21 protein-coding genes are annotated in these 19,273 nt (G+C 58.9%); 4 read left to right on the top strand and 17 right to left on the bottom strand.

Annotation, left to right across the window (positions count from 1 at the left end; all coding sequences use genetic code 11):
• Window positions 1-90: 90 nt before the first annotated feature.
• The 8 genes from VDP61_RS12725 to VDP61_RS12690 all read right to left on the bottom strand — a co-directional run bounded on the left by VDP61_RS12725 (window position 91) and on the right by VDP61_RS12690 (window position 6,834).
• Window positions 91-1,113 (bottom strand): histone deacetylase family protein, encoded by a 1,023-nt coding sequence (locus tag VDP61_RS12725; protein ID WP_323007251.1) that lies wholly within the window; start codon window positions 1,111-1,113, stop codon window positions 91-93.
• Window positions 1,110-1,574 (bottom strand): GNAT family N-acetyltransferase, encoded by a 465-nt coding sequence (locus VDP61_RS12720; protein WP_323007250.1) that lies wholly within the window; start codon window positions 1,572-1,574, stop codon window positions 1,110-1,112. The genes VDP61_RS12725 and VDP61_RS12720 overlap by 4 nt, the downstream gene beginning before the upstream one ends.
• Before the next feature lie 3 nt (window positions 1,575-1,577).
• Complete coding sequence (locus VDP61_RS12715; protein ID WP_323007249.1) at window positions 1,578-2,504, bottom strand: 3-keto-5-aminohexanoate cleavage protein; 927 nt, start codon at window positions 2,502-2,504, stop codon at window positions 1,578-1,580.
• Window positions 2,505-3,836, bottom strand: coding sequence for an aspartate aminotransferase family protein (locus VDP61_RS12710; RefSeq protein ID WP_323007248.1), 1,332 nt, complete (start codon window positions 3,834-3,836; stop codon window positions 2,505-2,507).
• A 2-nt stretch (window positions 3,837-3,838) separates the two neighbouring features.
• On the bottom strand, window positions 3,839-4,609 hold the full coding sequence (locus tag VDP61_RS12705) for an amino acid ABC transporter ATP-binding protein (protein ID WP_323007247.1): 771 nt from the start codon (window positions 4,607-4,609) through the stop codon (window positions 3,839-3,841).
• Window positions 4,610-4,625: 16 nt separating this feature from the next.
• Window positions 4,626-5,282, bottom strand: coding sequence for an amino acid ABC transporter permease (locus tag VDP61_RS12700; RefSeq protein WP_323007246.1), 657 nt, complete (start codon window positions 5,280-5,282; stop codon window positions 4,626-4,628).
• Window positions 5,283-5,297: 15 nt separating this feature from the next.
• Complete coding sequence (locus VDP61_RS12695; protein WP_323007245.1) at window positions 5,298-5,945, bottom strand: amino acid ABC transporter permease; 648 nt, start codon at window positions 5,943-5,945, stop codon at window positions 5,298-5,300.
• A 103-nt stretch (window positions 5,946-6,048) separates the two neighbouring features.
• Entirely contained in the window at window positions 6,049-6,834 is a 786-nt protein-coding gene (locus tag VDP61_RS12690) for a transporter substrate-binding domain-containing protein (RefSeq protein ID WP_323007244.1), read from the bottom strand.
• Window positions 6,835-6,976: 142 nt separating this feature from the next.
• On the opposite strand from VDP61_RS12690, the gene VDP61_RS12685 reads away from it, so the two are divergent.
• Window positions 6,977-7,933 (top strand): LysR family transcriptional regulator, encoded by a 957-nt coding sequence (locus tag VDP61_RS12685; RefSeq protein ID WP_323007243.1) that lies wholly within the window; start codon window positions 6,977-6,979, stop codon window positions 7,931-7,933.
• A 78-nt stretch (window positions 7,934-8,011) separates the two neighbouring features.
• Here VDP61_RS12685 and VDP61_RS12680 read toward each other — a convergent pair whose 3' ends face one another.
• The 9 genes from VDP61_RS12680 to VDP61_RS12640 all read right to left on the bottom strand — a co-directional run bounded on the left by VDP61_RS12680 (window position 8,012) and on the right by VDP61_RS12640 (window position 16,573).
• Window positions 8,012-9,400 (bottom strand): TRAP transporter large permease subunit, encoded by a 1,389-nt coding sequence (locus tag VDP61_RS12680; protein ID WP_323007242.1) that lies wholly within the window; start codon window positions 9,398-9,400, stop codon window positions 8,012-8,014.
• Between the two features lie 3 nt (window positions 9,401-9,403).
• Window positions 9,404-10,084 (bottom strand): TRAP transporter small permease, encoded by a 681-nt coding sequence (locus VDP61_RS12675; RefSeq protein ID WP_323007241.1) that lies wholly within the window; start codon window positions 10,082-10,084, stop codon window positions 9,404-9,406.
• 63 nt (window positions 10,085-10,147) lie between these two features.
• Complete coding sequence (locus VDP61_RS12670; RefSeq protein ID WP_323007240.1) at window positions 10,148-11,155, bottom strand: DctP family TRAP transporter solute-binding subunit; 1,008 nt, start codon at window positions 11,153-11,155, stop codon at window positions 10,148-10,150.
• A 294-nt stretch (window positions 11,156-11,449) separates the two neighbouring features.
• The gene (locus tag VDP61_RS12665) at window positions 11,450-12,622 is read right to left on the bottom strand and encodes a CaiB/BaiF CoA-transferase family protein (RefSeq protein WP_323007239.1); all 1,173 of its coding nucleotides are present in this window, start codon (window positions 12,620-12,622) and stop codon (window positions 11,450-11,452) included.
• Window positions 12,623-12,636: 14 nt separating this feature from the next.
• Window positions 12,637-13,785 (bottom strand): acyl-CoA dehydrogenase family protein, encoded by a 1,149-nt coding sequence (locus VDP61_RS12660; protein WP_323007238.1) that lies wholly within the window; start codon window positions 13,783-13,785, stop codon window positions 12,637-12,639.
• Window positions 13,782-14,648 carry an FAS1-like dehydratase domain-containing protein gene (locus tag VDP61_RS12655; RefSeq protein WP_323007237.1) on the bottom strand — a complete coding sequence of 289 codons (867 nt, stop codon included), beginning with the start codon at window positions 14,646-14,648 and terminating at the stop codon, window positions 13,782-13,784. The genes VDP61_RS12660 and VDP61_RS12655 overlap by 4 nt, the downstream gene beginning before the upstream one ends.
• A 68-nt stretch (window positions 14,649-14,716) precedes the next feature.
• Complete coding sequence (locus VDP61_RS12650) at window positions 14,717-15,829, bottom strand: Gfo/Idh/MocA family oxidoreductase (protein WP_323007236.1); 1,113 nt, start codon at window positions 15,827-15,829, stop codon at window positions 14,717-14,719.
• Window positions 15,830-15,870: 41 nt separating this feature from the next.
• Window positions 15,871-16,266 (bottom strand): UTRA domain-containing protein, encoded by a 396-nt coding sequence (locus VDP61_RS12645; RefSeq protein WP_323007542.1) that lies wholly within the window; start codon window positions 16,264-16,266, stop codon window positions 15,871-15,873.
• Window positions 16,223-16,573 (bottom strand): GntR family transcriptional regulator, encoded by a 351-nt coding sequence (locus VDP61_RS12640; protein WP_323007235.1) that lies wholly within the window; start codon window positions 16,571-16,573, stop codon window positions 16,223-16,225. Before VDP61_RS12640 ends, VDP61_RS12645 begins: the two co-directional genes overlap by 44 nt.
• 118 nt (window positions 16,574-16,691) lie before the next feature.
• Here VDP61_RS12640 and VDP61_RS12635 point away from each other — a divergent pair, with 118 nt between their 5' ends.
• From VDP61_RS12635 to VDP61_RS12625, 3 genes are read left to right on the top strand one after another with little or no spacing between them, the layout of a single operon-like run.
• Window positions 16,692-17,849, top strand: coding sequence for an LLM class flavin-dependent oxidoreductase (locus VDP61_RS12635; RefSeq protein WP_323007234.1), 1,158 nt, complete (start codon window positions 16,692-16,694; stop codon window positions 17,847-17,849).
• Window positions 17,849-18,739 (top strand): aldo/keto reductase, encoded by an 891-nt coding sequence (locus VDP61_RS12630; protein ID WP_323007233.1) that lies wholly within the window; start codon window positions 17,849-17,851, stop codon window positions 18,737-18,739. The genes VDP61_RS12635 and VDP61_RS12630 overlap by 1 nt, the downstream gene beginning before the upstream one ends.
• A gap of 17 nt (window positions 18,740-18,756) precedes the next feature.
• Window positions 18,757-19,254: a flavin reductase family protein gene (locus VDP61_RS12625; protein ID WP_323007232.1), complete on the top strand. Its 498-nt coding sequence runs from the start codon at window positions 18,757-18,759 to the stop codon at window positions 19,252-19,254.
• The last annotated feature ends 19 nt before the right edge of the window (window positions 19,255-19,273 follow it).

The following is a 19,273-nucleotide window of genomic DNA, read 5'->3' as shown; positions in this document are numbered from 1 at the left end:
TCGAATTTGGCTGCGTCTTAACTGCCAAATTTACCGCAGGTCCGAAAGGCCCCTTAGCGTGATTTCACAGCAAAAGAGGTTGATAGCCGCTCAGGCCCCCGAAAAACCACCCAGCACGCTGGTCAGGTTGTCGCCCAGCGCATCACAGATATAGCCGCCCTCTTGCACAAACAGGCATGGCAGGCCCAAGCTGGCAATCGCCGCCCCGATCCGCGCAAAGCCCGGCGTGGTGACGGCCAAACCCTTGAACGGGTCGCCGATATAGGCATCCAGCCCCAGCGCCACCACCACCACATCGGCCCCAAAACTGCGGATTTGCTGCAACGCCACCTCCAGCGCCGCGAGAAACCCCGCATCATCAGTGCCGCGCTGCAACGGCAGGTTCAGGTTATAGCCCAGGCCCGCCCCCTGCCCGCGTTCATGCGCCTGCCCCCAGAAAAACGGGTAAAACCGCTCCGGGTCGGCGTGGATGGAAACCGTCAGCACATCGCGGCGGTGATAGAATATGCCTTGCGTGCCGTTGCCATGATGCACATCGACATCCAAAACCACAGGCCGCTTGCCCGCCGCCAACAGCCGTTCGGCAGCAATCGCCGAGTTGTTGAGAAAGCAAAATCCCCCCGCCAGATCGCCAAAGGCATGATGCCCCGGCGGGCGTGACAGCACATAGGCGGCCCGCTCGCCGCCCAGCAGCAAATCCGCGCCTGTAATGGCCGATTGCGCCGACCAATAGGCCGCCTCCCAGGTGCCAGAGGCAATCGGGCAGGCCGTATCGGCCTGATGATAACCCGCCTGACCAATGGCCGATTTCGGATAGCTGTCGCTGCGATTGGCCGGGTGAATGTTGGGAATAACCTCCTCGCCCGCGCCCTCCATCCGCTGCCAGCGGGTGTAGATATTTTGCAAGAACGTCAGATATTCCGCTGAATGAATCGCCGCAATCGGGCCAAGCCCCGCATCATCCGGCGCTTGAAACGCACAGCCCGCCGCCTTGGCCCCCGCTTGCAATCGGTCAATCCGCTCGGCCTGTTCCGGGTTCGGCAAAATCGCGCCATTCGCCATGAAATACTTGGGCTGATGTTTCCATTGCCGCTCGTCGAAAATCGCTTTCATCGCAGTCCTTTCAGGCGGTCCAGCGCCGCCCCGTGCAAAATCATATTGGTGTCATCCTGCGCCACAAAGCCCGCGCGCGCATAGAACGCATGCGCGGCGTCATTGCCGTCATAAACCGCCAGCTTTACAAAAACCGGCGACCATTCGCGCAGGGCGCAGGCCAGCAATCGCTGCCCCAGCCCTTGGCCCCGCTGCCCCGCATCCACCCACAGGTCAGAGACAAACAGCCCCAGACCACCGCGCGTCGTCGAAAACAGGGGCGAGGCCAGCAACGCGCCCACGGGGGTACCCGCAGCTTGCGCCAACAGCGCCCGCCACGACGGCGAGGCCCCGAACCCAGCCGCCTCAAGCGCCGAAAGGCTGGCGATATGCGTATCGCCCAAATCCACCGATAGCCGGGTAAGCGCTTGATGCAGCAGGGCCACATCCGCACAGGTCACAGGAGCAATGTTGATATCCATCCTTTAAATCGCCGTCCGATCCGCACCTTTAAGGTGCAGCATCGCGCGGGCCTCGGCGGGCGTTGCCACGCTGCGCCCCAGTGCCTCAACAATACCGCGAATCTTGACAACCTGCTCGGCGTTCGATTTGGCCAGAACCCCGCGCGACAGCATCAAACTATCCTCCAGCCCTACGCGCACATGACCGCCCAGAATGGCCGACATGGTGATCAGTGGCATCTGATGCCGCCCCGCCGCCAGCACCGAAAACATGTAATCGGCACCAAACAACCGATCCGCGATCAGCTTCATATGCGTCAGGTTTTCCGGGTCCGGGCCAATGCCGCCCAACACCCCGAACACGAATTGAATGAACAAGGGCGCCTGCACCAAGCCACGATCAACAAAATGCCGCAGCATATAAAGATGGCTGACATCATAGCATTCAAATTCAAACCTTGCCCCACGCTGGGTGCCCATTTCTTCCAGCACATGCGCCATATCGCGGGGGGTATTCTTGAAAACCAGATCGTCCGAGCCTTCCAGAAACAGCTTTTCCCAGTCAAATTTCCACTCTGTAATCCGCTCTGCCGCCGGATAAAGCGCGAAATTCATCGTGCCCATGTTCAACGAACACATCTCGGGTTCCGCCCGTTTCGGCGCGGCCAAGCGCTGCGCCAGCGTCATCACCGCGCTGCCACCCGTGGAAATATTCAAAACCGCATCCGAGGCCTGTTTGATTCGCGGCAAAAATGCCATGAAATGCGCAGGATCGGCCGAGGGTCGCCCATCCACCGGGTCACGCGCATGCAGATGCAAAATCGCCGCGCCTGCCTCTGCTGCATCGACCGCACTTTCGGTAATCTCATCCGCTGTAATCGGCAGATAGGGCGACATGGAGGGCGTATGGATCGACCCCGTAACCGCGCAAGTGATGATGATTTTCGACATCTACGCCACCTTGGCGGGCAGCTCCGCCATATATTGCGCCAGGGATTTATCCAGCAATTCCGTTATCTCATCCACCTGCGCCTCGGTGGTAATCAGCGGCGGGCATACAAGAAAATGATCGCCCGAGGTGCCGCCCCGCGTGCGTCGGGAGTAAATAATCAACCCGTTGTCATAGGCAATATCGACCAGCCGCGCATGGGCGTGCAAACCGGGGTCAAGCGGTGCCTTGGTGGCGCGATCGGCCATCAACTCAAACGCGCACAGCAGCCCTTTGCCGCGCACATCACCAATCAGCGCATAGCGTTGCATCAGGCCCGCAAGCCGCTCTTGCAGCAACACGCCCATCCGTGCCGCGTTGCCGACCAGATCACGCTTGGCGATCTGGTCCAGTACCGCCACGCCCGCCGCACAGGCCAGGGGGTTCCCGGCATAGGTGAAGCCGTGAATAAACCCACCCCCCGCCATCACCGCCTCAACCATATCATCCCGCGCAATCATCGCCCCAAGCGGCGCATAACCGCTGCCAAACCCCTTGGACAAGGCGATCAAATCCGGGGCGGTTCCCCAATGTTCAGCGCCAAAAAACGCGCCCGTGCGCCCGCCGCCTGTCATCACCTCATCATGAATCAACAACACGCCATATTGCGTGCAAATTTCGCGTATCCGCTGCATATAGCCCGCAGGCGGCACCAAAGCGCCCGTAGATGCTCCGCCCACAGGCTCCACGATAAAGGCCAGAACCGTCTCTGGCCCCTCCTGCAAAATCGCCTGCTCCAGCATATTGGCGTAATGCAGGCCCGTCGCCGGATCATCAGGGTTCAGCCCGTCCAGATAGGCGCGCGGGGCCGGAATTTTCGGCATCCGCTGCATCATCGGGTCAAAGGGCGCGGTCATTGGCGCATAGCCGGTAATCGCCAGCGCGCCCAGGGTGCAGCCGTGATAGGATGGATAGCGCGAGATCACTTTGAACCGCTGCGGCTGGCCTTGGGCAAGCACATATTGCCGCGCCAGTTTCAGCGTGCTTTCCACCGCCTCGGACCCGCCCGAAACAAAGAACACCTTGTTCAACCCCTCAGGCGCCAGCGCCGCCGTTTTTGCCGCCAATTCCTCGGAACTTTCCGTCTGGAAATGCAGCCTGTAGCCGAAGGTGGCTTTCTCCATCTGCGCCCGCATCGCGGCCAATACCGCAGGGTCGGAATGGCCAAGGTTTGACACCATCGCCCCCGATGACCCGTCGATATAGCGCTTGCCGTTCACATCCCACATATAAATCCCCTCGGCGCGGTCAAGCACCGGGCGCGGCGATTTGGTCTGGTAAAACAGGTTTGACATGATCAGCCCCCGTTGCGCGCAAGATGTTTGCGCAGAAAATTGCGGGTGCGTTCTTCAGCCGGATTCTGGAAAATCACGCTTGGCGGGCCTTCCTCGACCACCACGCCCTGATCCATGAACAGCACCCGATCACAAACCGAGGCCGCGAAATCCATCTCATGCGTGACGATGATCATGGTCATATGCTCCTCGGCCAGTTGCTTCATGACCATGTTGACCTCCTCCACCAACTCGGGGTCGAGCGCGGATGTCGCCTCGTCAAACAGCATCACCTTGGGCTTCATCGCCAGCGCCCGCGCAATCGCCACGCGCTGCTTTTGCCCGCCCGAAAGCCGCGACGGGTATTCGTCAATCTTCTCCAACAGCCCGACTTTGGTCAGTTGCTCCTCGGCCAGCTTGTTTGCAGCCGCCTCGCTCAGCCCTTTCAGCATCCGGGGCGCAAGCGTTATATTGCCGCGCACAGTCAGGTGCGGAAACAGATTGAAGTGTTGAAACACCATGCCAATATCTTGCCGCACCTGGTTCACATGCGCCTCGTATTGGCGCGGCGGCAGCTTGCGATTGATCTGCACACCTTCCAGCCACACCTCACCCGATGACAACGGGTCCAACTCATTTATCGCGCGCAGCAGGGTCGATTTTCCCGACCCCGACGGCCCGATGATGGCCACAATCTGCCCCCGGTCCACGGTCAGGTTGATATCTTTCAACACCTGCAAGGTGCCAAAACTCTTGGCGGCATTCTTGATCTCAACAAAGGCGGACTCGGGCATCACACCCTCCTTATGATTAGCGCGAGGCGGCGATACGGCGCTCCACACGCCGCAGGCCAGCCTCTAGCGCGAGGTTGATGATGTAATAGCAAAACGCAGCCGCCAGATAGAATTCGAACGGCCGATAAGTGCGCGAAATCGACTGCTGCGCGGCCAGTGTCAGCTCCATAACGCCAATCACCGAGACCAAAGCCGAATCCTTGAGCAAAGCGATCATGTTGTTGCCCATCGGCGGAATAACCGCCCGCACCGCTTGCGGAATGATGATGCGCCGCACCGTTTGCCCGCGTGACAGGCCAAGCGTCCGCGCGCCTTCATACTGCCCCTTGTCCACCGCCAGAATCGACGCCTGAATCAATTCGGAATTATACACCGCAAAATGCAGCCCCAGCCCGATCACGCCCGCGACAAACGCAGGCAGATCAATCCCGACCTGAATAAGCCCGAAATAGATCAGAAACAGTTGCAGCAGCAGCGGCGTGCCCATGAACAGCCAGGCAAACAGCCGCATCGGCAGCCGGATAACCCAATGGCCATAAAGCGCGGTGACAGCAAAGATGATGCCGCCGAAAAATGAAAGCAGCCCCGCGCCGATGGTAATGGCAATCGTCCAGCCCATGCCCATCAAAAGCACGCCGAAATAGCTGGGCACAACGCTGAAATCAAGCCCCATGGCGGTTGCTCCTGCTCATGTGATCCGCGCTTTCCGGTCCAGCCAGGCGATGCCTTGGCCGGTCACATAGATGATTATCATGTACAAAGCCCCCGCCAGCATGAACATTTCAAACGGTTTATAGGTCGAGCCGATAAACCGTTGCGCTGTATAGGTCAGCTCGATCACCGAGATTGGCGCAACCAGTGCCGTGCCCTTGATCAGCGCGTTGATATTCACCCCCAAGGGCCGGATCATCATGCGCATCGCTTGCGGCAGTACAACTTTGCGCATCGTCTCCCAGCGGCTCATCCCCAGGGTTCGCGCCGCCTCGGTTTGGCCTTTGTCGACCGATTGGATAGCGCCGCGCATGGTTTCCGTCATATAAGCGCCAATGTTGACGCCAAGCCCAATCACCCCCGCCTCAAACGGGTCAAGCTGAATACCAATCTGCGGGCCGCCGAAATAGAGGATGAAAAGCTGGATCAGCGCGGGCGTGCCCCGAAAAATGCTGACATAAACCGCGCCGATCCCCCGCAAGATCGGGCTGCGCGACAGCCGCGCGGCCGCCCCAAGCGCGCCACAGGTCAGGCCCAGAAGGCAGGTCAGAATTGAAAGCTGAACCGTCACAACGGCCGCTTCCAGAAAGAACGGATAGACCCGTAAAATCAGTTCGGTGTCCAAGGAAGCTGTCCTTTGGTTTATCGCCCCACCACAGCGTCACGCAGAAAATGCGCGCGCAAAAACCGGCCCGCCCGTGAACCGGGCAGGCCAACCATTGATTTGTTTAACGGATATCGCCGCCGACCCATTCATTCGCAAGGGCCATATAGGTGCCGTCTTCCATCATCTCATCCAGCGCCTTTTGCATGGCGGCCTTCAGTTCCGGGTTCCCTTTGCGAATGGCAATCCCTGCGGGGAATTTCTCGGCATCGGGTGCCGGAATTTCCGCCAAATCATATTGCCCGGCCTTCATCGCCAACAGCACCGGAATGGAATCGTTGATCACAACATCAATCCGCCCGTTGGTCAGCTCCAGCAGCAGCTCCGGCAGGCCCTTGTAGGTCTTGACATTATAGCCCTGCGCGCGGGCCCATTCATCATGGGTTTCGCCCAGGGTGACGCCGACAACAGCATCCTTCAACTGCTCTTCCGTCTTGAACTCAGAACCGGCTTTGGTAAAAAACGCGCGCTTGGTGTTGTAATAGGGGCCGACAAAATCAATCACCTTTTCGCGCTCGGCGGTGATCGACATCGACCCCACAACGGCGTCAAACTTATTGGCCAACAGCCCGCCAATGATACCGTCCCAGGCGGTGGTCACAATCTCGGTCTCCAGCCCCATGCGCTTGGCAATCTCGGTGCCGATAGAGGGGTCAAAACCAACCACTTCGTTCTTGTCATTCACAAAGTTGAACGGAGGGTATTGCCCGGTCATGGCAATTTTCATCACGCCACGCTCTTTCAGCCCGTCCAGCTCATCAGCAAAGGCGGCAGGCGCAAGCGCCAGGCCAAGGGCGGCAATACCGCCCGCCAAAACGCTGCGGCGAAGGATGTTTGTAAATCTGGTCATGTGCAAATCTCTCCCGGTTGTTTGCTTTTGTATTGGCCAAAGGCGCATGATCGGCGCCCTCAGCATTTACTGGGTCACAGGTTGCATTGTGACGCATCATAGGGCAAATAGATAATGAAAATACTCTGAATAGATTTGATCTATGCTTAAAAAATATGAACAACGCCTGCCCTGGCAATTGGACTGGAACCTGCTGCGCACCTTCATGGTCATAGTCGATGAAGGTGGCATCACGCCCGCCGCCAATTTTCTGAGCCTGAAACAGCCCACCATTTCCGCGGCGCTCAAACGGCTGGAGGACAGCTTTGGCCGCAGGTTGGTAAACCGCTCGCCCAATCATTTCAGCGTGACCCCCTTGGGTCAGGTGCTGTATGCCGAGGCGCGCTCGGTCTTTGGCACCATCGCCCAGCTCCCGAATTTGATGAGCGGGATGGACGATCAGGTCACCGGCCATATCAGCATCGCGGTGGCCAGCCATGTCGTATCAAGGCATTTCGATGCCGTGCTGGAACAGTTCAACGCCGAACACCCGCAGGTCACCTATTCCATCTCTACGGTCGAAAGCGCGGAAGTGGTGGCGCATTTACAGCAAAACCGCGTCACACTGGGCATTTGCCTGCTGCAAGAACCACCGCTGCGGTTGGAAACCCGCACGCTCTACCGCGAATATTTCGGCTTTTACTGCGGCCCAAAACATCGGCTGTTTGGCCGCGATGATATCCGCATGGCCGATCTGAAAGGCGAAAATGCGGTGTCCTTTCAAACGGATGAGGTGAACGGCCCGCTGTTTGGTGTCGCAGGTCTGCGCCAGCAGGCCGGGATGAACCCAGGGCTGAAAGGCATATCCTCCAGCCTGCCCGAGGTGCGGCGGATGATCATCTCCAACATCGGCATCGGCGCGCTACCCGTCCATGTGGCGATGCGCGATGTCAATCAGGGCCTTTTATGGCAATTACCGCCCTATTCCAACCTGCCCGCCATTGATATCTACATCCTCACCAACCCCAAACGCACCACGAACAGCGCCGAGGCCGGGCTTTTGAAACTGTTGCAAACCACGCTGAATGACATCCCACTGGAAGAACGCACCTACCGCTAACCGTCCCGCGTTCTTTTCGGTAAAAATATCCTCAGGGGGTCCGGGGGCAGAATGCCCCCGGCTTCGGCCAGATATCCATCATTTGATAATCGTCTCCGGCCCCATCACCGACGTTGGCAACCAGGTCGACAAAATCGGGATATAGGTCACCATGATCAAGAAGACGAACAGCACCGCAAGAAACGGCAAGGATGCCCGCACCACCCGCATGATCGGCATCCCCGCCACGCCCGAGGTGACAAACAGGTTCAACCCCACCGGCGGCGTTATCATCCCGATTTCCATATTCACCACCATGATGATACCCAGATGAATCGGGTCCACGCCCAATTCAATCGCAATCGGAAACACCAAGGGGGCAACGATCAAGATCAACCCTGACGGCTCCATGAATTGGCCGCCGATCAGCAAGATGACGTTGACGATGATCAGGAAAGTAATCATCCCCAGACCCGCGCCCAGCATCGATTCCGTAATCTTTTGCGGAATCTGCTCATCCGTCAGAACATGCTTCAAAATCAGAGCATTGGCGATGATGAACATCAAGGTGATGGTCAGCTTCCCGGCCTCGAACAACGTCGCCCGCGTATCGGCGTGGAAAAAGCTGGTCAGCACGGATTGCGGTCTGCGCCACAAGGCCACATTACCGCTGTCATTTTGCAACGGCCCCATGTCGCGATAGATGAAGTTGGCAACAAAGAACGCATAAACCGCAGCGACGGCTGCCGCCTCGGTCGGGGTGAAAATGCCGCTGGTGATGCCCGGAACACCGTAAAGCCCGACCATGATGATCGTGATCAGCATCAGCCCCCAGAACGCATCGCGAAACGACTCCCAGATCTCGCCCCAGCCCTGCCATTCGCCCTTGGGCAGGTTTTTCACAATGGCGATCACCAGGATCGTGGCCATCAGCATAAAGCCTGCCAACAGCCCCGGAATAACCCCGGCCAAAAACATCCGCCCCACGGAAACATCAGTGGCGGACGCATACACCACCATCACGATCGACGGCGGAATCAAAATCCCCAGCGTGCCTGCATTGCAAATGACCCCGGCGGCAAAATCCTTGGAATAGCCCACCTGCCGCATTGCCGCGATTACAATAGACCCGATCGCCACCACCGTTGCCGGCGAAGACCCCGACAGCGCGGCGAACAGCATACAGGCAAACACGCCCGCAATCGCCAGACCGCCGGGCAAATGCCCGACGCAGGCAATCGCAAAGCGAATGATCCGTTTCGCCACCCCGCCCGTCGACATGAACGACGACGCCAGAATGAAGAATGGAATCGCCAGCAGTGTCGCGTGCCCCTCCATCGCCTGATACAAAGTCTGCGCAATCGAGGCGAGCGAGGTATCTGAAAACATCAGCAAAAAGAAGATAGAGCTCAGCCCAAGCGACACCGCGATAGGCACACCGATCAGCATGAAGCCAACCACCATCGCAAAAAGAAGGATGATTTCCATGGCTTAATCCTCTGCGTTCATATGGCTGACGTCTTTAATCGCGTCTTCGGCCTCATGGCTGACGATCAGGCTTTCGCGCTTGCCGCGGATAATCTCATACCCGGCCTGCACAAACCTGAACAGCAGCAAGGCACTACCAAAGGGCAGCATGAAATACGGAATGAACCGAGGCAGCTTGCCATAGGCCTCGCCTTGGTTGAAACTGCCTTCGATAAAGCGCAACCAATCCGGCATCGGGATGGTTTCGGTTTCATACCAGCCCTGATCGCGGGTCTTGATAAAGCCTTCGGGAAACCAGCGCCCCCCGGTCTGCTGAAACCCGGCAAAGGGCGCCCAATAATCCCACGCACCTTTCAACAGCAAAAAGGCGTAAACGATGCATAGCGCCGCCGCGACAAGCGCAAAAACACGCCGCGTCGTGTTTGGAAACATCATGATAACCGCGTCAACACCCAGATGCGCCGTTACCTTGACAGCATAAGACATGCCAAACAGCACCAACCATGCAAACAGCGAAAGCGTAAATTCAAACCCCCAAAAGATGGAGCTGTTGAACACATAGCGCATCACCACATTGGCAAAGGTAAGCAGCGTCATAAGGCCCAGAATTATGGCAATCGCGGTTTCCTCAAACAAGTTGATCGCCCGGCCAAAAGCCGTTTGTGGCGCATAATTCGCGCTCATCTCTTCCCCTCCCAAGGAATGTCGTGGAGCGGCGCACGGCTTTCCCATGCGCCGCAATACGCCTTAGTGCTTGGCGTTGATCGCCTGTGCGGCGTCAATGTTATCTTGGCCAACGCCGTCAACAAACTTGGCCCAGACCGGTTTCATCGCATCAACCCAAGCCTGATTCTGCTCAGGCGTCAGCACGCGGATAACCGAGCCGGAATCCAGAATCGCCTGACGGGCGGCCTGATCGACCTCATTCACGGCCGCGTTCCGCTCAACCGTGACTTCGTTCAGAATCGTCAGCATCTGCTCACGCAAGGCCGGATCAAGGCTGTCCAGCCAATCCACCGAAGCCACGACCATATAGTCGATCACGCCGTGGTTGGTTTCGGTTGTGCCGTCTTGCACTTCATTGAACTTCTGGCCGCGAATGTTGGACCAGGTGTTTTCCTGACCGTCCACGACCTTGGTCTGCAACGCGCCGTAAACTTCTGAAAACGCCATCGGCTGCGGGCTTGCCCCCAGCGCTTCCATCTGCGCCACGATCACATCCGACGGCTGCACGCGGAACTTCAGCCCCTTGGCATCTTCTGGTGCGATCAGCGGCTTGTTGGCGGAAAACTGCTTCATGCCATTGTGCCAGAATTCAAGCCCCTGAAGGCCACGGCGGGTCATTGACCCTTTCATCGCCTGGCCGGTTTCCGAGTTCTGGAACTCATCCACCGCTTCGATGTTCTTGAACATGAAGGGCAGGTCAAATATCTGGAAAACCTTGGTGAAGGCTTCGAATTTGGACAGTGACGGTGCCGCCATTTGCACATCGCCCTGTAACATCGCCTCAAGAACCTGGTCATCATCATAAAGGGTCGAGTTGGGGAAGACCTCGACGCAGGCTTTGCCGTCCATCTCGGCGTTCACCCGATCGGCAAACATCTGGGCCGCAATGCCTTTGGGGTGCTTGTCGCCATTGGTCACATGCGCAAACTTGATTTTTACTTCGCCGTCATCGCAGCCTGTTGTCGCAAAGGCCGTTGTGGTGGACAGCGCCAAAGCGGCGGCAGTCATGGCTAGAGTAGTGAATTTCATTGTCGTCTCCCTGTTTTACGTCGGTCGTTGATGACCGTTATGCCGTATAAGTCATACGGGATTGTGGTCTGTTGTCACGGTCATTTTCATATTTGGGGCCAACTTGGGGGGGCCATAACGCCCTTGCAGGCCCGATGGCGCCCCCAGATCAGCCTTCCGTCTCATCATCATCGCCTCATCATCATCTTCGGCAAGGTACAGCTTGCCAACCGCTACACTGGCGGCATTTGGCGCAAAGACCAAACCATTTTCACAGCGTCTCCCTAAAAACCCAGGGTCATTTCGCCGCGCCCATCAAATCACTCCATCAGCGGCGAAACCAGCGATTGCGGCCGGATCATAGCCCAGCTCTTGCAAGATCGCAGCACTCTGCGCGCCCAAAGCCGGGACCGGCCCCATGCGCGGCTCGCCCTCGCCCCAACCCGCAGGAATCAGCGCCGGAACCGCGCCTGCCGGTGTCTGTACCTGCCGCCACCGCTGCCGCGCCGCCAATTGCGGATGCGCCCAAAGCCCCGCCATATCGTTCATCCGCGCATTGGCAATTCCGGCCGCATCCAGCCGCGCCGTTGCCTGCGCCACCGTCAGCGCGGCAAACCCTTTGGTTATAATCGCCGCCAGCGCCACCTTGTTTTCGGCGCGCTTGCCATTGCTGGCAAAGCGCGGATCAGCGGCCAGCCCCGGCGCGTTCAGCACCTGGCTGCAAAACGCCGCCCATTCACGTTCATTCTGCAAGCCCAGCATCACCGTACCATCAGCCGCATCAAACGGGCCATACGGGTAAATCGTGGCATGGCTTGCCCCCGCCCGCGCCGGGGGGGCGGCCCCGTCAAAGGCGTAATACATCGGATAGCCCATCCATTCCGCCATCGCCTCCAGCATGGAAACGTCAATCTCACGGCCTGCGCCCGTGCGCCCCCGCTGAATAAGCGCTGTCAAGATGTTGGTATATGCATACATCCCCGCCGCAATATCTGCGATGGAAATTCCCGCTTTTGATGGCTGCCCTTCGGTCCCCGTCACCGATAAAAACCCCGCCTCGGATTGGATCAGCAGGTCATAGGCCTTGCGGTCCCTATCCGGCCCATCAGCACCATAGCCCGAGATATTGCACACAATCAGCCCCGGATGATCCACCTTCAACGCGTCATAAGACAGCCCCAACCGCGCCGCCGCCCCCGGTGCCAGATTTTGTACCACCACATCGGCGCGGGCCACCAGCCCGCGCAAAACAGGGGCAGCCGACGCATGCTTCAAATCCAGCGTCAGGCTTTCCTTGCTGCGGTTGATCCAGACAAAATGCGACGCCTCGCCCCGCACCCGTGTATCATAACCGCGCGCAAAATCGCCAACGCCGGGGCGCTCTACCTTGATCACCCGCGCGCCCTGATCGGCCAGTTGCCGCGTGGCAAATGGCGCGGCCACAGCATGTTCCAGCGAGACAACCGTAATCCCTTCAAGCGGCAACATTCAAAACGACCTCCTTAGAAGGATCGGGGCAGCCCAAGCAGATGCTCGGCCACATAAGACAGGATCAGGTTGGTCGAAATCGGCGCTACCTGATACAAGCGGGTTTCGCGGAACTTGCGTTCCACATCATATTCATTGGCAAAGCCAAAGCCGCCGTGGAACTGGATACAGGCATTCGCCGCCTCCCAGCTTGCCTTGGCCGCCAGGTATTTCGCCATATTCGCCTGCGCGCCACAGTCCATCTTGGCATCAAAACGCCGACATGCCTCAAACCGCATCAGGTTGGCGGCTTCGGTCTCAATATGGCTTTCGGCAATCGGGAACTGCACCCCCTGATTTTGGCCAATGGGTCGGCCAAACACCACACGTTCCTTGGCGTAAGCCGTCACCTTGTCGATGAACCAATAACTGTCACCAATACATTCGGCGGCAATCAGCGTGCGTTCCGCGTTCAACCCGTCAAGGATATAGCGAAAGCCCATGCCTTCCTCGCCAATCAGGTTTTCCGCCGGAATTTCCAGATTGTCGAAAAACAGCTCATTGGTTTCATGGTTCACCATGTTCGGGATGGGCTTTACCTCCATCCCCTTGCCGATCGCATCGCGAATATCCACGATGAAAATCGACATGCCCAAGCTTTTCCGCGTCACCTGCTCCAGCGGCGTGGTGCGCGCCAGCAAGATCATCAGGTCGGAATGCTGCACACGGCTGATCCAGACCTTTTGCCCGTTGATCACATAGCGATCACCTTTTTTTACGGCGGTCGTGCGGATTTTGGTGGTATCTGTCCCCGTTGTCGGCTCGGTCACGCCCATAGATTGCAGGCGCAATTCGCCACTGGCAATCCGCGGCAAATACTCATTCTTCTGCGCTTCGGACCCGTGCCGCAGCAAGGTGCCCATATTATACATCTGCCCATGGCACGCGCCCGAATTGCCGCCCGAACGGTTGATCTCTTCCATGATCACGCTCGCCTCGGTCAGCCCAAGGCCAGATCCGCCATAGTCCTCGGGGATCATCGCGGCCAGCCAACCGGCCTTGGTCAACGCATCGACAAACGCCTCGGGGTAGCCCCGCGCCGCATCAATCTTGCGGTGATATTCCGCCGGAAAGGTCGCGCATAAATCCCGCACCGCATCCCGAATGTCCTGATAGTCGCTCATGTCACCACCGCCTTTGCATCCATTGCCAGCGCACCATCGGCCCGCCGAATCCATAACCTGTAGCCATCATCAACCGCCGCACCATGCACCGTGAAAGGGGCCGTATCAAACACCGGCGCTATTGCGCGAAATTCAAAATCGGTCACCACCGCATCCGGCAACTGCCTGCGCAACAGGTCCAGCAAAAGCGTCGCCAGCAACGGCCCATGCACCACCAAACCCGGATAGCCTTCGGTGCCCGTACAAAATGGCAGGTCATAGTGAATCCGATGCCCGTTGAACGTCAGCGCCGAATAGCGAAACAGCAGCACCGGGTTGGGCACCATCTCACGCGCAAAATCCCATGTATCGGGGGCCATGACCGGCACTGCCACAGGCGCATCGGGCACAGGCGCATCGGACACAGGCGCATCGGCCACAGCCGCATCGCGGTACACAATATCATGCTCTTCCTCGATCCGCGCATCCGCGCCGTAAACATGGCGCACCGTCACAAACACCAGATCGCCAGATCGCCCCGCCTTGTGCCGCACGCTGGCAATGGCAGAGGTTTTCTCAATCGCCTCGCCGATCCGCAAGGGGGCCGCAAAGCGCAAGCGGCTGCCCGCCCACATCCGGCGCGGCAGCGGCACCGGGGGCAAAAACCCGCCCAGCGTAGGGTGGCCATCATAGCCCGCATCGGCCAGCTTGAAAACCTTCAGAAAATGCAGCCAGTGCCACAAGGGCGGCAGCGCCGCGCCATCCTGATAAATCTCATCCCGGTTCAGCGTCGCCGCCAAAGCGTTTGAGGGAAACGGCGTGATGACATCCCGCAGAGTTTCCGACCGCCCGACCCAAGTTTCAAGATGCTCGATATCAATCATGCCGCCCCCGTTTTACCCTTTGTGGGCCACGGCATGCCTGATTTGCAATGTCTTTCTTGCCAGACGCGTCAGGGGGCCATTCCGCGCAACTCCTCGGCCCCGATCACCCGCCCGGTCGCAGCCGAGATCTGCGCCGCCATCCCCATGGCCACCGCCCACCAACCATCCTCCAGCCCTACCTCTGGCTGCCCGCCCCTGGCCACCACATCGGCAAACCCCCGATGCTGGTAGAAGGTCGATCCGTTATGGTCGCCCGCCGCCAGCAGGCTTGGGTCTACCGGCACCTCCAGCACCCGTGGGCCGGCCGGGGCACGCGGTGAAACCACGACTTGCGGCACCGGGGCCGCGCCCAGATGCGCTGGCCAAAACCGCCCCGGCCCCGGCACCAGACATTCAATCTTGCCCTTCGGCCCCACCGCCGAAATCTCTTCCTGATAGCGTGATCCTTCGGCAAACATGCACAGCTCCAGCATCGCGCGCATGCCGTTTTCGAAATCCACGACCACATAGGCATTATCCCAGATATCCGGGGCCTCGCCGTTATAGCGTTCGTGCAGATGGTTCACCGCCTGCCCGCCCGAGGCCATGACTTGCACCGGGTCACAGCCCGCAATCAGCCGCATAAGATCAAAGAAATGGCAACATTTTTCGACCAGGGTGCCGCCCGAATTGCGGTTGAAGCGGTTCCAGTCCCCGACCTTTTCCAAAAAGGGAAAGCGATGTTCGCGGATAGACAGCATCTTGATGCCACCCGTAGCAACCGCCGCCTGCGCGATCAAATGGGCGACGGGGGGCATATAGCGGTATTCCATCGCCACCCAGATCGGCGCAGGGTAGGCAGCCCGCAATGCGGCCAGGCGCGGCGCATCGGCAGGGTCGGTGAACAGTGGCTTTTCACATAAAACCGGCAAGGGGCGGATGGCGGCGATTTCCTCTAGCTGCGCCAAATGCATGTGATTGGGGCTGACAATCAGCAGGCAGTTCACGGCCTCGACGGCAAGCACCCCGGCCAGGCTTTCGGCCATTACCGCGCCCGGAACCAGCGCAGCCGCCCGCGCCCGCATCGCGGCATCCGGCTCATAGATCGCGACCACCTCGGCCTGCGGCAAAAGCGCGATATTGCGCAGATGCTCTTGCCCCATCATGCCACAGCCTATGATGCCATACCGAACGGTCTTCATGTCATTACCCCCTTATTCATGGTGCCACGCCGCGCCCGGCCTTATTTCAACCGCGCCACATAGCGCGCTATTTCGGGGTCGTACCAGGTCCAGGATGCTTCGGCCCGCCGCCCATCCTGCCCCCAGCCAACCCGCGTAATCAGCGGCAGGGGCGCGCCAGACCTATACGGAAAAGCCGCAGGCACCCATGCAGGGCAAGGCCCCTGCCCGACCCTGTCTTCGGCCCGTGCGATCCATAATCCCAGCTTTTCACGGTAATACAGATACAGTGATTCCGACAGATCACCGGGCGCAATCGTCGGTGTATAGCCACCGTCGAGCCAAATTTCCTCAACCGCGGCGACTTTGCCCGACAGAAAGCGCAACCGCCTGATGCGATGCCCTTCGGCACTGTCACCAAACGCGGGCAGTGCCGCATCCTTGGCGCAACGATCCACCGACAAGACCTGCGCCGTGGGCAACCCGCCCCCCCCCCGCAAGCTCCAACCGCAGCAGCGCATAGACCGAGGCCGGATCGCTGATCGCGCGAATGTAATTCCCCGACCCCTGAACCCGGTTCAGCATGCCCTTGGCAGCCAATTCCTTCAACGCCTGGCGCAATGTTCCCACCGCAATCCCCAGCCCTGCTGCCATTTCCCGTTCGGGGGGCAGCTTTTCGCCGTCAATCAGCCGTCCGGCCGCAATATCGCGGATCAGCAATTCGCTGATCTGCAAAAACAGGGGAAGGGAACCTGGTGACGCCATGGACACGATGCTCAAATAATTGATACAGTATTGATCTACATCAATTGGGATGCTACGCAAGTGAAAAGCTGACTCTGCGACATACAGAATCACACGCGAACCCGAGGGAGAGCAAGCCGTGACCATCGTACCCATCACATCCCCTGATCTGGACGGCGCCGAGGTAAGCTGGTTCGCGGCTCTTTGTTCGGATGATTACCAGTTTCTCGGCCAACCCGAAGGCAGGTTGCGCTCTAGCTGGGAGCACTGCTCTGGCATTGTCAAAAATGCCGAACGCCACGGCTTTCGCAACATCCTGTGCCCATCCTCCTATCAGGTCGGGCAGGACACCTTGTCTTTCGTTGCCGGCTGCGCGCCGATCACCGACACAATCAACTTTTTGGCCGCCATACGCTGCGGCGAGGTGCAGCCAGTCATGCTGGCACGCACCATTGCAACGCTTGACCATATGCTGAAAGGGCGTCTGACGCTGAACGTGATTTCGTCAGATTTCCCCGGCGAGGTTGCGGAAAGCAAATTCCGCTACAAGCGCAGCCATGAGGTCGTTGAAATCCTGCGCCAAGCATGGACACAGGATCATATCGAATATAGTGGCGACATTTACCAGATCAGCAAAATCTCGGCTGACCCGGCAAAACCCTATCAGCAAAACGGCGGCCCGCTGCTGTATTTCGGCGGCTATTCGCCCGATGCGCTGGAACTGTGCGGCGCGCAATGCGATGTCTATCTGATGTGGCCGGAAACCCGTGACGTGCTGGCCGAACGCATGAAGGCCGTCCACGCGCGCGCTGCTGCGCATGACCGCACGTTGGATTACGGGCTGCGCGTCCACATGATCGTGCGTGACACGCAGGCCGAGGCCAAGGAATACGCAGACTACATCGCCAGCAAGCTGGATGATGAATATGGCAAACTGATTCGCGACCGCGCCCATGACAGCATATCGCTGGGCGTATCGCATCAGGCCCGCGCCCGCGAATTGGCCGATCAATTCGGCTATATCGAACCGCATATGTGGACAGGTATCGGCCGCGCCCGATCTGGTTGCGGCGCTGCCCTTGTCGGCTCGACGGATCAGGTTATGTCAGAGCTTGAGTCTTACCGCAAAATGGGGATCCGCGCGTTCATCTTTTCGGGCTATCCGCATATGGATGAATGCGATCACTTTGGCAGCAAGGTTTTGCCGCAGCTTAAAACCTGCTCTTTGCCGCACGCATACGGTCGGGTGCCAAGCCGCACCCCGGCCACACCGCTGGGAAATGGAGAACGGCGCTGATGGAACGGGTATCTTTGGGCAACATCACGCTGTCACGGCTGGTCTATGGCATGTGGCGGCTGGGCGATGATGTTGACACCAGCCCCAGGCATGTGCAGGCAAAAGTCGAGGCCTGTCTGGCACAGGGCATCAGCAGCTTTGATCAGGCCGATATCTATGGCGGCTATCGTGCCGAGGCGATTTTGGGCAAAGCCCTGCGCGCGGCCCCGCATCTGCGCGACCAGATGCAGATCATAACCAAATGCAATATCGTGGCTCCTGTTGGCCGCCATGCCGCTGCACGGGTGAAACACTATGATACCTCTGCCGCGCATATCAACGCATCGGTCGAGGCCAGCCTGCAAGACATGGCGATTGACCATATCGACCTGTTGTTGCTTCATCGCCCCGACCCGCTGATGGACCATCTGGAAACCGGCGGCGCATTGGATGCGCTGGTCGCTTCGGGCAAGGTGCGCGCCGTGGGCGTCTCCAACTTCCGCCCGTGGGATTTCAAGCTTTTGCAATCCGGCATGACCACGCCGCTTGTCACCAATCAGATCGAACTCAGCCTTGTGGCCCATGAAGGTTTCACCAATGGCGATGTTGCGTTTCACCAGGCCCGCGGGCTTTGCGTGATGGCATGGTCACCGCTTGCGGGTGGCCGTTTGCTGGCCGAATCCAGCAAAGACCTGCGCGCGCGCCTGACCGAGATTGGCGCGAACCATGGCACAGATTGGTCTGCCGCCGCTGTGGCATGGATTCTACGCCATCCTGCGCGTATCATTCCTGTCATGGGCACCAACAGCCTGCCCCGCATCAAAACCATCGCCACCGCGCTGGATATAGAGATTGACCGCCAGACATGGTTCGAACTCTACACCCTGATGATGGGGCATGAGGTTGCCTGATGGCAGACGGAGCATTTATGACTGACACGACCTTCACCCCGGATGCGATGGACAATCGCGCTTTTCGCGATGCTCTGGGGTGTTTTGCAACCGGCGTCACCATCGTCACCATCCAATCGGGGCATGGCCCGATGGGCTTTACCGCCAACAGCTTTGCCAGCCTGTCAATGGACCCGCCTTTGGTGCTGTGGTCGCCCGCCAGGGCCTCATCCCGCTTTGACCATTTCGCCAGCGCGCGCAATTATACCATTCATGTTCTGGCCCATGATCAAGCCAAGCTGATCGCCCGTTTCATCCGGGGCGGCCCCGGTTTTGATGGTCTGTCCTACCACCGCAACGCCGAAGGGGTGCCGCTGCTTGCCGGTGCGCTGGCACGGTTTGATTGCGAACAACACGCGACCCATGACGGGGGCGATCACCTGATCGTTGTGGGCCGTGTCCTGCGCTGCACCAAGCGCGAAACCGCGCCATTGGTGTTTACACAGGGCCAGTATGGCGGGTTCACCGCCAACTAAGGCAAGCTGCACCGCCACC

This window comes from Pseudorhodobacter sp., from assembly GCF_034675685.1.
Taxonomy (GTDB): domain Bacteria; phylum Pseudomonadota; class Alphaproteobacteria; order Rhodobacterales; family Rhodobacteraceae; genus Pseudorhodobacter.
This window is presented reverse-complemented; position numbering and strand designations above follow the sequence as displayed.

Excerpts from the sequence above, each read along its gene's own strand:
- VDP61_RS12710 (WP_323007248.1), bottom strand. The coding sequence starts at position 3,836 with ATGTCAAACCTGTTTTACCAGACCAAATCGCCGCGCCCGGTGCTTGAC.
- VDP61_RS12670 (WP_323007240.1), bottom strand. The coding sequence starts at position 11,155 with ATGAAATTCACTACTCTAGCCATGACTGCCGCCGCTTTGGCGCTGTCC.
- VDP61_RS12655 (WP_323007237.1), bottom strand. The coding sequence starts at position 14,648 with ATGATTGATATCGAGCATCTTGAAACTTGGGTCGGGCGGTCGGAAACT.
- VDP61_RS12630 (WP_323007233.1), top strand. The coding sequence starts at position 17,849 with ATGGAACGGGTATCTTTGGGCAACATCACGCTGTCACGGCTGGTCTAT.
- VDP61_RS12715 (WP_323007249.1), bottom strand. The coding sequence starts at position 2,504 with ATGTCGAAAATCATCATCACTTGCGCGGTTACGGGGTCGATCCATACG.
- VDP61_RS12705 (WP_323007247.1), bottom strand. The coding sequence starts at position 4,609 with ATGCCCGAGTCCGCCTTTGTTGAGATCAAGAATGCCGCCAAGAGTTTT.
- VDP61_RS12690 (WP_323007244.1), bottom strand. The coding sequence starts at position 6,834 with ATGACCAGATTTACAAACATCCTTCGCCGCAGCGTTTTGGCGGGCGGT.
- VDP61_RS12720 (WP_323007250.1), bottom strand. The coding sequence starts at position 1,574 with ATGGATATCAACATTGCTCCTGTGACCTGTGCGGATGTGGCCCTGCTG.
- VDP61_RS12640 (WP_323007235.1), bottom strand. The coding sequence starts at position 16,573 with ATGGCGTCACCAGGTTCCCTTCCCCTGTTTTTGCAGATCAGCGAATTG.
- VDP61_RS12675 (WP_323007241.1), bottom strand. The coding sequence starts at position 10,084 with ATGAGCGCGAATTATGCGCCACAAACGGCTTTTGGCCGGGCGATCAAC.
- VDP61_RS12625 (WP_323007232.1), top strand. The coding sequence starts at position 18,757 with ATGACTGACACGACCTTCACCCCGGATGCGATGGACAATCGCGCTTTT.
- VDP61_RS12660 (WP_323007238.1), bottom strand. The coding sequence starts at position 13,785 with ATGAGCGACTATCAGGACATTCGGGATGCGGTGCGGGATTTATGCGCG.
- VDP61_RS12680 (WP_323007242.1), bottom strand. The coding sequence starts at position 9,400 with ATGGAAATCATCCTTCTTTTTGCGATGGTGGTTGGCTTCATGCTGATC.
- VDP61_RS12725 (WP_323007251.1), bottom strand. The coding sequence starts at position 1,113 with ATGAAAGCGATTTTCGACGAGCGGCAATGGAAACATCAGCCCAAGTAT.
- VDP61_RS12700 (WP_323007246.1), bottom strand. The coding sequence starts at position 5,282 with ATGGGGCTTGATTTCAGCGTTGTGCCCAGCTATTTCGGCGTGCTTTTG.
- VDP61_RS12650 (WP_323007236.1), bottom strand. The coding sequence starts at position 15,829 with ATGAAGACCGTTCGGTATGGCATCATAGGCTGTGGCATGATGGGGCAA.
- VDP61_RS12685 (WP_323007243.1), top strand. The coding sequence starts at position 6,977 with ATGCTTAAAAAATATGAACAACGCCTGCCCTGGCAATTGGACTGGAAC.
- VDP61_RS12665 (WP_323007239.1), bottom strand. The coding sequence starts at position 12,622 with ATGTTGCCGCTTGAAGGGATTACGGTTGTCTCGCTGGAACATGCTGTG.